Origin of the sequence: Mesorhizobium sp. M7A.F.Ca.CA.002.09.1.1, assembly GCF_003998555.1 — a bacterium.
Lineage (GTDB): Bacteria > Pseudomonadota > Alphaproteobacteria > Rhizobiales > Rhizobiaceae > Mesorhizobium > Mesorhizobium ciceri.
This window is the reverse complement of the sequence record NZ_RZRR01000034.1, coordinates 1-14,994: the sequence shown is the minus strand read 5'-3', so window position 1 is coordinate 14,994 and position 14,994 is coordinate 1. Positions and strand designations below refer to the sequence as shown.

Below are 14,994 nucleotides of genomic sequence, written 5' to 3'. Positions count from 1 at the left end.
GATCCCGAGTTCCCGATCTGGCCTCGTGGCATTAAGTTCTCGACCGACACCGATCAGGCGCACTGACGCAGGCGCAACCGCCTCGAATCTTAGACGGAACTCGCCGCAAGGCTACTTTCGTCCGGCACTGTGCAGGGTGACCGCGACCGCTTCAGACACGATGGCATCGCGGACGACTTCATTCGGAAGGAGGTCTTGGGGTCCCGAAATTGAGGTCCCCGCGATAACCCAGACATTCACTTGGTGAAGTGGTGAAGTCGCACGAAACAGCAGAAAAGGATGAAGCGAGCCCCGGGCAAAAGGCGAGCTTCGCTGCCGAGCCATCTATCGGGAACAACGTGTGCTGATGTCGCGACGTGTTGCACGGACGGGGCGGACCATACTCGCGTTCCCACCGGCGCGCAGGGTTGGCAAGAGCCCGCTTCAGGCGCGCGTAAACTCGTCCTCAATGCTCCTCAAAAGCTAAGTCCTCTTGCGTCATCCGCGCATTTGTAGAATGGGGCAACGTTCACGCCGCGCTCGCGTCACAGGTGGCTCATTTCGGCCTACGGATCTTAATCTCCGCTGATGCAGAGAACTCATGTGCTAGGCGAGATTCTCCTGTCCCAGAGGTTGGGCATGCCGCACCTCTCAGACAGCGCCGTCCTTAAGCTAGATCCGTTCATCCGCTCGCCGCAGAAACAAATTTCAACCGGCTTCGAACGGACCCAGTGAGATCGCAAAACGATTTGGGTCACATCCAAATCACCTAGTCCACGACGATCAAGCGGCGATCAACATCTGCCAATCGCTCACCGCCCCTTTCGGTTACAATAAATGATTCAGAGATGGCGGCGCCGAACCCTTCGAGCCTAACCCCCGACTGAAAATGGAAGCACATTCCTGGTTGTAGGATGGTCTTGTCGCCCGCGCGAATACTAACCGTGCGTTCGCCCCATTCCGGCGGGAAGTTGAGTCCGATTGAATAGCCGGAGCGGCCTATCTTGATATACCCGTTCCGCTTGAGGATATCTTGCCACACCGCATTAAGCTCCTCAACGACGGTACCAGGCTTTGCCATCTCGAGCACAGCATCCCCGCCTTCCACTATAACCTCAGCAAGACGCGAGACCTCTGCGGGTGGCTTTCCGATGTGGACGGTGCGGCACAGCGGCGCACAGTAGCGGCGTCGGGTGGCGCCGAACTCCATGAGAACCAGGCCAGAGGTCGGCAAGGGCTCCTCGGTCCAACTGAGGTGCGGAGCGTTCGTTTGTTCGCTAGTCTGGATAAGAGGAGGACCGCTAGAGTCGCCATATTTACCGTCCACCCCTCGTGTCTGGGCCCGGTACACCTCCGCGACGACCTCATGTTGCGGCACTCCAGGCCTTAGGTTAGCGATTGCCGTCTGCATCGTATGCGTTGCAAGGTGGCCCGCTTCTCTCATGTAGACTAGTTCAAGGTCAGATTTTATAAGCCGTGCCCAATTGACTAATTCGCGGCTATCAGAGAATTTTGCATTCGGAAGGCCTTTGACGAGATGTTGATGTGCTCGGGCAGTATAGAAGTGGGCGTTAAGCTCGACACCGATTCGATCAGATCCCCAGCCGCGCGAATTGATAAGCTCGCAAAGATCGTCAAATGGATGTAATTCTGGATGTTGAAGTCTATGATCGGAAAATGAGCTTATATTTTCTCTAGGCAGATCCGTCGTTATATAAGCGGAATTTACATCGACGAAACGTCCGAACCAGAGGGGCATGTCCGACTGGAGATGCACTAAGACCACCTGAGGCACGTAGAACGAATAGCCGTCAAAGCCGGTAAGCCAATACATATTCGCGGGATCCTGGCAGATCAGCAAGTCCAGCCCCGCTCGCTCCATCCGCTGCTTCACGTCATGAACACGACGCCGAAACTCCTCGGGCGGAAATGGCTTCTCATATTTCATCTCGTCGAGTCCTTCAAAACAGGCATTCCTCGAACGGATCAGGCATTCGTCCTGTCCGCATACTTTCTCTTCGTATCACGTCACAAGAGGCTGTTTTCCCCGAGGATTTCTTCTTGTCGCGGAAAATCTGCATTTCCTAGGCACTTGCCGTACGTTATCCGCATATGAGCGCCAAATTTTCGGTGGCTCTGCGTCTCCGGTGGAAGATCATGCCCTCCCTATGGTGAAGACGCACTCTGCCTGTCGCAACAGAATTTCAAGCACGGGCGGCAAGATCTACGTGGGAAGCGCCGACGAGACCAGCGAAGATCGGGACGTTGCGGCCGCCACGCTCATGCAGCATCCGGGGCGTCCGCGGCCCAATGGACGGGGTTTGAGCACCCCCATCAGGCCGGCCACTCCTAATATGTGAGCATGATTCTCTGGTACAAATCAGCAGCCTTGGTCAGTTGATCGATTTCAACGAACTCGTTGTTCGTATGGGCTTGGGCAGTACGCCCGGGTCCGATAATCACACACGGGATCCCAGCCAATGACAGCTGATTTGCATCCGAGCCGCCGGTGGCTCCCTTCTGCTCTCCGGTCCCCGCGACGTGGGCACAAGCCGCTCCTGCGACTGCTGCAATTTTGCTCGACCCGGAACTGATTGGAGGCGGGTCTTCCAATGCGGGAAGCAATGACCGAACATTGATCTTGTCTTCGCCCTGGCGAAGGCCTTCCAGTATGCTTTCTACCTCCGCCAACGCGTCCTGCGGCCGCTCCCCGGGTATGAGACGCCGATCGACCCAGATACGGCATACCGGCGGTACAGTGGTAAGTTCCAAACCTCCTTCGATGAGGCTCACGGTCAGCTGTGATGACCCTACCAATGGGTGCTGCGCCCGAGACACAAGGGATCGATGGTGCTCATCAAGTGCCAATACCACCTTGGCCATGCCCGTGATCGCGTTCACTCCGAGATGAGGCTTCGACGTATGAGCCGGTACACCCTGAACCTCGATTTGCCAGCGGACAGAACCCATGTGAGCTACAACGAGCTCTAATTCGGTGGGTTCACCGACTACCGCACCCTCATAAGCGACACCGGAATCGGCTATAGCGCGGGCGCCAAGTTTGCGGTACTCTTCGTCAATGCTGGCTGCCACAACAACCGTGGCCCGGGGCTGCCGTTCACCAAGTGAGCTAAGCGCAATCAACATAGCTGCAAGTGAGCCTTTTGTGTCGCAGCTACCTCGCCCATATATTCGCCCGTCCCGTTGCTCACCCGAGAATGGATCTGATTCCCACCTATCGATAGGAACGGTATCCATATGAGCAATGAATAGAATACGCCTATCGGGTTCTTTCCCAGGTACCCAGGTCAGGAAATTCGAGCGACCATCGGCCACCTCCTGTATCCCGTAAGCCAGCTTCCGCTCCTTGCAAAAACCCTCGAGGAACTTGGCTACACCTTGCTCTCCACTACCTTTTGGCGACAGCGATGGATTGATGCTCTCGATCTTTATAAGATCTTGGAGAAGTCCGATAGTCTCGGCGCTCTGGGTCGACATGTACTCTCCTGTGTGCATGAACTAGCCGTGTCGCTCTTACTTCGACCAGCTCTTGGCCAGATTGATTACGCGATCGACTTCATCGGCGGTGTTGTAAAGATGCAGGGAAAACCGGAGCATGCCTCTGCGTATTGAGACGATTACCCCGTTCTTCGTGAAATGCTCGTGAAGCGACCGAATGCGGGCGTCGACTGGGCGCCCTTCAACAAGATCGCTGGAATCGCCAACGGCTACGATACTTCCAGTGTGAGCGCCTGGTGGCCCGCCGCAGACCGGAAGCCCGATATCTAAGAGACCAGTGGCCATACGTTTTGCGAGTGAGGTAACGCTCTGGTCGATCGCCTCGGTTCCGATATCAAGTAGCTGGCCCATTGATGCATATGCAGCCAACATGCCAGGGAAGTTGTAATGCCCGATATCAAAGCGGGGCGCGCCAGAGCGCAACTTTACAAAACTAGGTACCGGAGCTGATTCTGGCGCGTTTCCGAAATCTACGCTGAAGCGCGCAAGATAGGCCGGGCTCAGCCGATCGGCCCATTCTTTACGGCAATATAAAAAACCCGATCCATAAAGACCCATCAAACCCTTCACAGTGGACACTGCTACACCGTCTACGCCAAGTCGATTGACGTCGGTGTGGAGTATCCCAACAGATTGCGTCGCGTCCGCCAAAAGAAATGCACCGTAGTGCCTACAGGCTTCGGATATCTGCTCCATGACGGTCCGAAACCCCGGAACCATCGTCACCGTCGCCAAGGCAACAACGCGGGTATGAGAATCAATCGCCTTTACGAATGCATCAGGGGGAATTGAGCCGTTATCCGGCTCTACGACTCGCAACTCGACATTGTAGCGGTCTCTGATCTGAATCCATGGCAAGATATTATTTGCGTGTTCCAATTTTGGGCATAGAACGACGTTGTCTCCATCTCTCCAATCGATCGCATTAGCGATGATGTTGATGCCTTCCGATGCATTCTTGGTAATTGCAATTTCATCGTGATCTGAATTGATAAATTGTGCGAACCTAGCGCGAGTACGCTCGACGTGTTCGAGCATTCTTTCTTCGTCGTTTAGGCCATGCAGCCGATTGTTCAAATGAGGCTCGATTGAAGCCAATGTTGTGCTTGATATGAGGCCCTGGTTCGCGACATCCATGTAGATGGCGTTTGCTGTGGCTGGAAACTCCTTTCGGAGGATGTCCAAGGGAAGCATATGGCTTTCTCTCCTGGGAGTGCGGACGGCGGTTGAGCTACCTTGTTCAGGCGATCGTTCCGGCAAGGGTAAGAATGCCGCCAGACTGGTCTGCGCTGACCTGCCCATTTTACACGGTGCTCGTGCCGACTTTGGTCTAACATTCGGTCTCCCACGCCGCATTCCTGCGCCAAACCGCGATTCACGCAGAGATCGCGAGCCATTCTCGCGGATCACTGAAGCGTCTCGACGGAATGCAGCTGCAACAACTGCCTCACGAGAGATCAATTTGGGTAATTCTCAGACCGCGGATAGGGCTTCTTACCAGTGCTTGGAGCGACGTTAGCCTGACTGAGCCGACGACCTTCTCCTCCAGCCCCACACCCATGCGGATCATAGTTCACTCGCGGCCGACGCGCGAGGGCCGTAAGGCATCCGAAAGCCGGGGCCGGTTCATAGCCTGACTCTCATGGTCTCCGATTTATGCTGCAACGCCGACACCCTTGGTGATGTCGCTCCCTAACACGCTTGCCTCGAACTGATGCGAGCGTGCTGCAACTCATGTTTTCTGCGCCTGAGCAACGAGATCGGTAGGATCTTTTCGACCGGGGATCGCCCCCACCCGATCGAATCTGCCGTTCTTGCGCTGGCCCGCAACTGCTCACCAGCAACGCCCATCGATTCAGCGGCACCCCTCAGATAGTTATACTATGCCGGTATTGTGCGCAGATGGCGAAAGAAACGCCGATTTTCTGCGACTTGGACCGACTTTAGCGCCGAGAGGGCGTTTGGCACTTGCTACATTTTGGACGTACGGACTGGCGGCCTTGGCATTGGCCGATATCATCATGAGCAGAGATTGTGAATGGATCTGGATCGAATTGACCGGAAGATTCTCAACGTCGTGCAGCGCAACAATCGCCTTACGACAGAGGAATTGGGCGAACTTGCCGGACTATCGGCTACCGCTTGTCAGCGGAGATTAAAGCGACTTCGAGACGCTGGCGTCATCGAAGCGGACGTTGCCATAGTTTCACCGGAAGCCGTCGGTCGGCCCCTGCTCCTGCTGGTATCCATCACTCTCGAGCGCGATCGCGCCGATATCATCGATCGTTTCAAGCAGGCAATTCGGCGGACGCCTGAGATCATGAACGCTTACTACGTTACGGGTGAAGCGGATTTTATTATTACGGTCTCTGCTCAGGACATGGCCGAGTACGAGGCGTTTACCCGTCGTTTTTTTTACGAACATCTTGAAGTAAAGGGGTTCAAGACAATCGTTGTAATGGATCGGATCAAGGCGTCGTTTGCTCTGCCAATTGCTGAAGAGTAGCCTTCAAAAGAGCCCGCCCAGGCAACCACCACGCGCCTTCCGCGGGTCGCAGTTGTCCCGCACTTCTGAATGTCGGCTGTCCTATTTTGAATGGTCCCGCATATATACCAGGGCACCTCCTCTCAGCCTGCAGGTGTTATGCGCCAATGACCAAAAAACGATGATATTCTGCGGGACCAAGGCGCCCTTCGCGCAACCAAGCTCTTTGGCACTTGCTACATTCTGGGCGGAGCGGAATTCAGGATTGTCGGTCCCCGGCTAATTGGAGCGGCTTCAGTCGGCGGAATAGCTGGGGTGCCTACGTCGCACAGAGGATGCTGTGCTCCCGGCAGCGCGGAAACGGGTCTCCCGGCTCTCGCAAGGACAAAGCGTGAAATTCGCCTGCAACCGGCAAGAAAGGAAAGTCCCCGTGGCAATTCTCAATAGCGTCGCAGAGTTTCTCCCCGAGATAGTGGCTTGGCGCCGGGACATCCATGCACATCCCGAACTGGGCTTCGACATCCCCCGTACTTCGGCATTTGTCGCCGAGCGCCTGCGCGAATTCGGCTGCGACGCCGTCGCGACCGGCATCGGCAAAACCGGCGTCGTTGGCGTCATCAAGGGCAACGGCGTCGTGAGCGACGGTAACCCAAAGGTTATCGGATTGCGCGCTGACATGGATGCGCTGCCGATCAACGAAGCGACCGATCTGCCCTATGCGTCCAAGAACAAGGGCTTGATGCATGCGTGTGGGCATGACGGCCACACCGCGATGCTGTTGGGTGCCGCGCGCTATCTTGCCGATACTCGGAATTTCGCTGGAACGGCGGTCATGATCTTCCAACCTGCCGAGGAGATCGGTACCGGCGCCGTTGCCATGCTAGATGACGGTTTGATGGAGCGGTTCGGCATCGAGCACATCTACGGAATGCACAATCGTCCGGGCTTGCCGGTAGGTGTCTTCGGAATCCGGCAAGGTCCAGTGATGGCGGCAACTGATAGCATAGAAATTAGCATTGAAGGGCGAGGGGGGCACCCTGGAAGGCCTCATGAATGCATCGATCCGATTCTGGTCGGCGCTCAGCTTGTGACGGCCCTGCAGCATATCCTGGCTCAGAACATTGACCCTGTCGACTCGGCAGGAATTTCGTTCCACCAGTTCCAGTCCGGGCAGAGACTAGTCCCCGTCGTTCCGCAAACAGCGGAGTTGGTGGGCACCATGCGGACGCTAAAGCCGGAGGTGCGCAAGTTCGTGAAGGAGCGGGTGGGCGAAGTGGTCGCCGGCATCGCCCAGATAACCGGCGCGAAGATAGATATTAAATTTCAGAGCTTCGACGCAATTCTCTTCAATGAGGTCCAGCAGACCGACCTTGCGAGAAGCGCGGCCAAGGGCGTGGCCGGTGAAAACAATGTGCTCGAGACGCCACCGGTAATGGGGGGGGAAGATTTCTCCTTCCTGGCGCAGGCGCGGCCGGGTGCTTTCGTCTGGTGCGGGAACGGTGACAGCGCCGGCCTGCATCACCCTGCCTACAATTTCAACGACGAGGCGATTCCTTATGGAACATCGTACTGGATCAAGCTCGTAGAGAACACGTTGGGATCCCGTCCGACGTCTTGATGATCGGTCTGACAAGGGCCGCAGAACGAATGAATAACTGCCGTCTTATGCCAGGCTTGAATGTAGCGGACCTCGTAAAATGAAAACTCGTTCATCCGTGCCAACATCTCTTGAGGGTCTGTCGGCGTGCGAATGCCTGGAACTCTACCGAAGGCGGCAGCTCTCGCCTGTTGAAGTCGTCGATGACTGTCTCAGCCGCATCGACGCCAACAACCCGGCGCTGAACGCATTTTGCCTCGTCGACCACGAAGGGGCCAGGTCTGCTGCCCGGGCCTCGGAGGGTCGATGGATGAAGGGGGAACCAGCCGGAGTACTAGATGGCATTCCGGCCACCATCAAAGACCTCACCTTGACACGAGGCTGGCCGACAAGACGTGGCTCATTGTCCGGCAGCACCGAGGGACCCTGGACTGAAGACGCCCCTGTTCCAGCCCGTATCCGTGAGACCGGTGGCGTTATCCTGGGCAAGACAACCACTCCAGAATTTGGCTGGAAAGGGGTAACAGACAGCCCGGTCTACGGGATCACCCGCAATCCCTGGAATCCTGACCTGACACCAGGCGGGTCGTCGGGAGGGGCGGCAGTTGCGGCTGCGCTCAACCTTGGCTTTCTTCATCAGGGTAGCGACGGCGGGGGATCAATCCGGATACCGGCGAGCTTCACGGGGACCTTCGGCTTCAAGCCAACCTTCGGCATCGTTCCGCAATGGCCAGCTAGCGCCATGACAACGCTGTCTCATTTGGGGCCGGTGACCCGCACCGTTGCGGATGCGATCCTGATGATGAATGTGATTGCACGAAAGGACGCTCGCGATGGCTATGCGGGTCCGGCGTACCTAGGTCTCGACCCCGATCCAGCAAAGACCACCATCAGGGGCCTGCGGATCGGCTACAGTCGGAACCTCGGCTATGTCAAGGTGGCGCGAGATATCCAAAACGTTACCGATAATGCGATCGACCAGCTTCGAGCTCTTGGGGCCGAGGTGGCCGAAGTCAATCCGGGATTTGCGGATCCGGTGGAGGTGTTTTCTACATTCTGGTTCGCTGGCGCCGCCCGTATTGTGTCACGAATGAACAAACAGCAAAGACAATTACTAGATCCTGGCTTTCTGGAAGGTGCCGAACGCGGGCTGAAGATCACCCTTACCGAATTTCAGGAAGCTGAGGCGATGCGGTTCGAGCTCTCCGCTCTGATGGCGAAGTTCCACGAAAATTACGATCTCTTGGTCACACCGACGATGCCTATCGCGCCGTTCCCCGTCGGGCGAAATGTGCCGGATGATAGTTACAAGGGGTGGGTGGACTGGACGCCCTTCACCTACCCTTTCAACTTGACCCAGCAACCAGCAGCATCGATTCCATCGGGCCTGGATGATCAAGGGCTGCCCGTCGGGCTACAACTGGTCGGCGCGCGCTATTCCGACACCTCCGTCCTAGCCGCGGCATATACGATCGAAAGTCGCCTGGGGCTTCCTTCTTTCGCGAGGAGCAGATTCCACGCTGCCACCCCTTAAAACTTGAGACTGCCGCGCTCAAGCACCTGACGGCCTCCAAGCGGTCAAGCCACGGACGCGAATGTCATTCGATAAAGGGGCGCGGCGTCATAGATGGGCAGTCCTGTCCTACGACGGATTGCTGACGTCACCATCGGGGACAATGTACATTCAAATAGGAGTGCGTCAATCTTGGGATGTGCGGCGCGAAGTCGCGACACAGACTGCAACCCGGGGACTCCATTTCGGTAACACTAGCCGGCCGCGTATTACCTTCGATGCCGCCGATGGCTACTCTTGCCCCTGCGGATGAATCCATGCCCAGCAGCTCTTCGCCGCAGTGTCTTGAGTCTGCGGCCAGACGGCGAGCTTTGCGCCGGCCGGAAGCTGCCGGAGGAGCGTGGGCGCCAGTAGCAGGCTCGACATGGCCACGGGAAGTTTGACAGACGTGGCCAGTGCAGCCTGGCACCAGATACTGAAGCCGCAGTCCCTGGTTATCGCGACGGCTCCGCGCTCAACCAACCGCCTGGCAGCTGCAATGTAGGCCGGCTCGAGAGAGGCATCGCCAGGACTGACCCTCTCCGCCAAAGCCCCGGCCGCGGTCTCTATTATAATTGGGAAGTCGAAGTTGCCGGGTTGAAGACCGACCCCGATGCGGTGGCGGAAATTCACCAGGGCGCAAGTCCGATCTCCAGCCTGTGATTTTTGCAACACTGGCCATCCAATGAGGATCCAACTGCCGTCTGATCGTGACAATTCAGCTGCGTCAAATGCCTTTGCCGCCAAGATGGCGCGTATCGTCAGGTTGTGCTGACCAAGCTGGGACGCTCTACGAGCGCAGGAATCCTGCATTCGCCTGACGCTTCCGGCTCGGTTGCAAGGCTCGGGAATAGTAATGACGAAACAGTGGATCAGCACGCCGTAAGCCCAGTGCAAAAAATGCGGGCTTCGTGCCGAACCTTTTTTTGGAACGGCGGGCGCGGATCTCATCATTGAGATTACCGGAAAGCCTGTCCGGACTTTTCCGAAGCCGCACTGTTATCCTGTTCGAGAGCGACGCATCGATGGTTCCTTTCCCCGCCTCATCGACAAGCTCACCCGTGTCCACTTGGCTCATCCACGACGACTTCGGCAACCATGCTCTCTCCGATCAGCAGCGCTTCCACCTCTTCGAAAATCGTCGAGGAGCGCTATCAGAGAAAATCCACCCTGATCACCGCCCAGGTCCCCGTGGCAAGCTGGCACGACCTTATTAACGACAGCACGGTCGCCGACGCTATACACGACCGCTCGTGCACAATGCACACCGCATCGCCCTTCAGGGCGAGAGCATCCGAAGAAAAAAGCCTCGGCCCTCTTGACCGACTCCGAGAACACCGAAATCAATCAGCCCTACAGCAACCAGGCTGCCGAGGACCAACCTCGACGAACTGTCGGACTTTTGTGAAAACGCTGTCCGGGAATTAGCGGAATCGCTGTCCAGCTTTTGAAGCGCGCAATAACACTATGGCCGTCATCGAAATGAGCAAGGCGAAGTGCTGATTGCCGCGTTTGTTCCGGGATTAAGCGCCAGCCTCTCAAGAAGATTTATGCCGACTCGCCATCATTGTTGAAACTGCTGCAGCGCTCGCACGTTGAAGCCGGCCAGGCCGGGCATACGATTATGCGGATCGCCTTCGCCCAACTTCAATTCTGGACGCCAGGGCTCGATGTAAGGGACCGGCGAGCGTCAAAAGACTGCGGATGGGTCGCCGCTCGTCCCCTGGGATACGATCTCTGTCGGATTTTGTCGCGCCTGCGACATAGTGGTTGTGCGGGCCAGTTTAGTACCTGATATGACCGTAAGTTTGATATCAAACTCAAAGCACTGGCCGACGTGCATTTTGCGAGGTTGGCACGGTTTTTGAAGCGATCATTTCGCGTCGGAGCGCTCTCATCCGCCGGTTATCATCTGTTTTGGCATAAACCCTGCATAAGGCTTTATTGATGGTACCGCAACCCAACTCGCCGTCTTTCGAGCTACTTGGGCAAAAAGAGCACCGCCAGCGGAAAGGGTCGGGAACCGGAGAGGGAACCGGGTGGTGGACCTATGTTTGTGGAGGGGGTTGTGAAAAGGGTCAGCCATGGTGCTTCGAGCCTCTTGTACTCGTGCAGGTCGTCAATGTTGATATAGCGGTTGGCCTCCATCCAGTTTTCATTGGTTTCGTGACAGCAGACAAACGTCAAAGGAGATAGCTCATGCGAGTAGCCATCGTAACGAACAGTGATTTCAACGGTGTGATTAACCGGTTCGGTCAGCCTTGTCCGCAGCCGCCGCAGCCTTGGCCGCATAGCGGCACGTTGGAAGATGTGGTGGCGGCACTTCAAGAGGGCGGCCACGAGACGGTAGTGTGTGAAGGCGATAAAGGACTGCTCGCCAGTCTCGAGCGGTTCATGCCACCTGATCCGCAAGGTCGCCCCTCGGGAATGGTCTTCAACTTGGCGGAGGGAATTCAGGGCGAAAAGCGTTACACTCATGTTCCTGCCATGCTTGAGATGGCCGGTGTTCCATACACTGGATGTAGCCCCTTCGGGATTGGGCTGACGGGAGACAAAGTCATTACCAAAATGCTCATCCGCGATCAGGGCGTGCCGACTCCGAACTTTCGCGTGATGCGTCGCGGCACCGAGAACACCGGCGACCTGAGATTCCCAGTGGTAGTGAAGCCGCGGGAGGAGGACTGCAGCTTCGGATTGCAGATCATACATGAACACTCTAAGTTGCGGCAGGCCGTCGAAGTGATCGTCACGCAGCATGCTCAGGATGCGCTAGTGGAGGAATACATCGAGGGGCGGGAAATCTGCGTTGCGTTGCTCGGAAACGGGGAGCCCGAAGTTTTGCCTCTAGTGGAGCAGGACTTCGGTGACCGCGAAACGCGTGTTATGAATTGGGATGCGAAGTACGTGGCGGCCGCAGCGGTGCCCAAGATTTGCCCGGCGAAAATCGAGAGCGGGCTTGAGACGATGTTACGGGATATTTCGGTTGCGACCTTCCGTGCCTGCCACTGCCGGGACTATGCCCGCGTCGATTTCCGGATCGATCGCTCAGGCCAACCGTTTGTCCTAGAGATGAACTCGGTGCCGGCCCTTGGTATACACTCCAGTTATGGCACAGCTGCAACGGCCGGCGGACACAGCTTCGTAAGCTTGATCAATCGCATCCTCAATGTCGCCCACACCCGCTATTTCGGAATCGGCGTCTCATAGTGGATTGATCGGATCAAAAGAGTCCGATTTCGGGATTCCGTTTTGCGGTTTGGCGTGCGAGTTAGATGCATGCGCAATAGCATCCCCCTTCACCGTTTTGGCCAGCGACCGTCAGCGCCTGCAAGCGCTCGTCGCGGCGCCAGGAAGCCCGCAAGCACGTTCGGGGGCCGCATCGTCGCGCTGTGCTTCGAACCACGAAGCCAAAGCATACTTGGACCACCGGCTAGGTCGAGCGAATGAACCGCACCATCAAGGACGCGACGGGCAAGCGTTTCCACTACGACGATCATGACCAACTGCGTCGGCATCTTGCCGACTTTGTTGCGGCCTACAAATTTCGGCCGCAGGCTGAAGGCCCTCAAAGGTCTCACCCTACGAGTTCATCTGCAAGGCATGGGCTTCCCAGCCCGAGCGCTTCACTCTCAATCCGCTCCACCAAATGCCTGGACTTGTCTATTCGGCGTGTTGAAGTCAATCCCATTCAAGCTTCCTAGGCTGACCTGCCGACGCGATTATCCTAGCCTGATTGATGTAACCGCGGCGTCAAACCGAGATACGGCCCCACGTCCTTCGAATTCCTGAAGGGGGCAGGAATATCGACCGTGGCGTTGAAACCCAGTGCAACGATAGGGCCGACGCCCAGCACGGTCATCAACCGCCTGCAAACCGTGTCACCCCTCACGATCGACAACAGTCTTTCGTGTAGCACCGTGAACTGCTCGCAAAGTTTCCGACGGGCGGTGAGCAACGTCTCCATGATGTCTCGAGTTCCGGAATGTCACCGGAAGGGTCCCGGATGCGATCCGCGAATTTGCCGGCCGTCGACAATGCCAACTTTGAGACCGAAGTTACGAAACAGGCCACGGATGTCGTTCTCGATGGCGATGGCCTTTTCCTGAAGCGACTTGAGGGCCGTCAGCAGCGCCCGGCGATTCTGGGTCGTCAGCGTCTTGACAGTAAGACCGTATGTCCGCCTCTGCCGATGAGGTGGCTCGCCCTACACTGCGCGTCCGAGGGTTGCTCGGACGGGCCGAGCCGATCCTCACCACAGGAGGACGAGCCGTGGCGGATTATAGAGAAGCATTTGTCGGAATCGATGTTGCGAAGCTTAAGAACGCTATTGCGATTGCGGAGGCAGGCCGGGAAGGAGAGGTTCGGTTCTTCGGTGAGGTCGACGCGTCGGCGACCAGCATGCGGCGGGTCATAGGCCGGATCGCCAGCCGCTTTGATTACGTGCATTTCTGCTATGAGGCTGGGCCGACCGGGTACGGCCTTTATCGCCTGATCCGGTCGCTCGGGCACGAGTGCACCGTGGTTGCACCATCATTGATACCAAGGAAGCCCGGCGATCGGGTGAAGACGAACCGTCGAGACGCCATTTCCCTTGCCCGACTATTGCGCGCCGGCGAGCTGACCGCGGTGTGGGTTCCCGATGAAGGGCACGAGTCCATACGGGATCTTGTTCGCGCGCGGGCGGGCGCGGTCGAGACGCTGCGGGTCCATCGCCAGCAGGTGAGCGCATTCATGCTCAAGCACGGCCGTAGCTATCCGCGAAAGAAGAGCTGGACGATGCGCTATCTACGCTGGCTTCAGGAACAAGGTTCGATCATCCCGCGCATCAGATCGCACTCCAGGAGATGGTCGAGGCGGTGCGCGTCTCGAAAGAGCGGGTCGAGCGGCTGGAGCGTGTGATCGAAGAGTTCGTCCCGGCCTGGTCGCTGGCACCGATCGTGTGGGCGCTTCAGACATTGCGTGGGGTAGACCTAATTGTCGCCGTGACGTTCGTCACCGAAGTCGGCGACGCCAGCCGGTTCGAAAGCCCACGCCAGCTCATGGGATATCTCGGTCGGGTCCCCGGCGAGCGCTCAACCGGGGAGACAGTCCGGCGCGGCGGCATCACAAAGGCAGGCAACGGTCGGGTTCGCCACATGTTGGTCGAGAGCGCCTGGACCTATCGACATCCGCCCAAGGTCGGGAAGGCGAAGCTATACCGGTTGGAGCAGGCGTCACCGAAGGTGCGTGAGATCGCCTGGAAGGCGCAGTCCCGCCTGACAGCCCGCTACCGCATGCTGAGCGCTCGGGGCAAACGGACAACGGTCGTCTGCACCGCGATCGCCCGTGAACTGGTCGGCTTTATGTGGGCAGTCGCAAGGGAGGCGCGCGTCACCTGATCGCTCGCCGCGATGGCGCACATATCGCGCATGGGCGGAGGCGGGACCACGGCAGGGGAATGCCCGTCAGACGCTTTGTGGCCGGCAAATCGACCGACGCCCGCAGTAAGATAGGAACAGCCCCGGACGCACAATCGGGAATGCGGTAGCCAACCCGCGCATCAGAGCTTGATCACCGACGTCCTTCAGTTCCGCCTCCCCACCCATGCGCGATCATCAGAATGAGCAGCCGTTCCTCGGATCGGGCGACCTCATGCGTTCCAAACCTTGACAGCGGACATCAGAGCGGTGTTTCCGGACCACCTTTCGGGAGTGGTCGCGATCTGTGAGGTTGCCGATCCTGTATTGGGATCGGAGATCGGCTTGTGTCTGGACTTGACCTTACGCTTGACCCGGAGCGGCAGCTTCGGCGTTTCGAGGTGATCAACGGTGCCGGCGGTCGGCGTCACTGGGCGGGGGATGACAAGGCGCGGAACATCGCAGA

At 57.5% G+C, this 14,994-nt stretch carries 11 protein-coding genes and 2 pseudogenes; 7 read left to right on the top strand and 6 right to left on the bottom strand.

Annotation, left to right across the window (positions count from 1 at the left end; all coding sequences use genetic code 11):
- Positions 1-748 precede the first annotated feature (748 nt).
- From EN994_RS03140 to EN994_RS03130, 3 genes are all read right to left on the bottom strand, one after another.
- Positions 749-1,927 carry a Xaa-Pro peptidase family protein gene (locus EN994_RS03140; RefSeq protein WP_063169327.1) on the bottom strand — a complete coding sequence of 393 codons (1,179 nt, stop codon included), beginning with the start codon at positions 1,925-1,927 and terminating at the stop codon, positions 749-751.
- Between the two features lie 401 nt (positions 1,928-2,328).
- Positions 2,329-3,477: a M20 family metallopeptidase gene (locus EN994_RS03135; RefSeq protein WP_063169328.1), complete on the bottom strand. Its 1,149-nt coding sequence runs from the start codon at positions 3,475-3,477 to the stop codon at positions 2,329-2,331.
- 36 nt (positions 3,478-3,513) lie between these two features.
- On the bottom strand, positions 3,514-4,692 hold the full coding sequence (locus EN994_RS03130) for an aminotransferase class V-fold PLP-dependent enzyme (protein WP_063169329.1): 1,179 nt from the start codon (positions 4,690-4,692) through the stop codon (positions 3,514-3,516).
- Positions 4,693-5,536: 844 nt separating this feature from the next.
- Here EN994_RS03130 and EN994_RS03125 point away from each other — a divergent pair.
- From EN994_RS03125 to EN994_RS03115, 3 genes are all read left to right on the top strand, one after another.
- A complete protein-coding gene (locus EN994_RS03125) occupies positions 5,537-6,004 on the top strand; it encodes an Lrp/AsnC family transcriptional regulator (protein WP_063169330.1) in 468 nt (155 codons plus the stop codon).
- Positions 6,005-6,413: 409 nt separating this feature from the next.
- On the top strand, positions 6,414-7,601 hold the full coding sequence (locus EN994_RS03120) for a M20 aminoacylase family protein (protein ID WP_063169331.1): 1,188 nt from the start codon (positions 6,414-6,416) through the stop codon (positions 7,599-7,601).
- A 79-nt stretch (positions 7,602-7,680) separates the two neighbouring features.
- The gene (locus EN994_RS03115) at positions 7,681-9,114 is read left to right on the top strand and encodes an amidase (protein WP_063169332.1); all 1,434 of its coding nucleotides are present in this window, start codon (positions 7,681-7,683) and stop codon (positions 9,112-9,114) included.
- A gap of 808 nt (positions 9,115-9,922) precedes the next feature.
- On the opposite strand, the gene EN994_RS36680 is transcribed toward EN994_RS03115, so the two are convergent.
- A complete protein-coding gene (locus EN994_RS36680; protein WP_164548505.1) occupies positions 9,923-10,228 on the bottom strand; it encodes a hypothetical protein in 306 nt (101 codons plus the stop codon).
- Positions 10,229-10,230: 2 nt separating this feature from the next.
- On the opposite strand from EN994_RS36680, the gene EN994_RS03105 reads away from it, so the two are divergent.
- The 3 genes and pseudogenes from EN994_RS03105 to EN994_RS03095 all read left to right on the top strand — a co-directional run.
- Positions 10,231-10,560, top strand: coding sequence for an ATP-binding protein (locus EN994_RS03105; RefSeq protein WP_272482847.1), 330 nt, complete (start codon positions 10,231-10,233; stop codon positions 10,558-10,560).
- A 771-nt stretch (positions 10,561-11,331) separates the two neighbouring features.
- Positions 11,332-12,339 carry an ATP-grasp domain-containing protein gene (locus EN994_RS03100; RefSeq protein ID WP_063169333.1) on the top strand — a complete coding sequence of 336 codons (1,008 nt, stop codon included), beginning with the start codon at positions 11,332-11,334 and terminating at the stop codon, positions 12,337-12,339.
- A gap of 188 nt (positions 12,340-12,527) precedes the next feature.
- Positions 12,528-12,808 (top strand): annotated as a pseudogene (locus tag EN994_RS03095) (integrase core domain-containing protein); the annotation flags it as partial.
- A gap of 48 nt (positions 12,809-12,856) precedes the next feature.
- Here the strand turns inward: EN994_RS03095 and EN994_RS35925 are convergent.
- Positions 12,857-13,096 carry an IS110 family transposase gene (locus EN994_RS35925; protein WP_063169335.1) on the bottom strand — a complete coding sequence of 80 codons (240 nt, stop codon included), beginning with the start codon at positions 13,094-13,096 and terminating at the stop codon, positions 12,857-12,859.
- 209 nt (positions 13,097-13,305) lie between these two features.
- Between EN994_RS35925 and EN994_RS03085 the strand changes: the two are divergent.
- A pseudogene (locus EN994_RS03085) lies at positions 13,306-14,510 on the top strand (IS110 family transposase).
- Positions 14,511-14,761: 251 nt separating this feature from the next.
- Here the strand turns inward: EN994_RS03085 and EN994_RS35640 are convergent.
- A partial coding sequence (locus EN994_RS35640; RefSeq protein WP_206530369.1) for a hypothetical protein occupies positions 14,762-14,994 on the bottom strand: 233 nt, incomplete at its 5' end.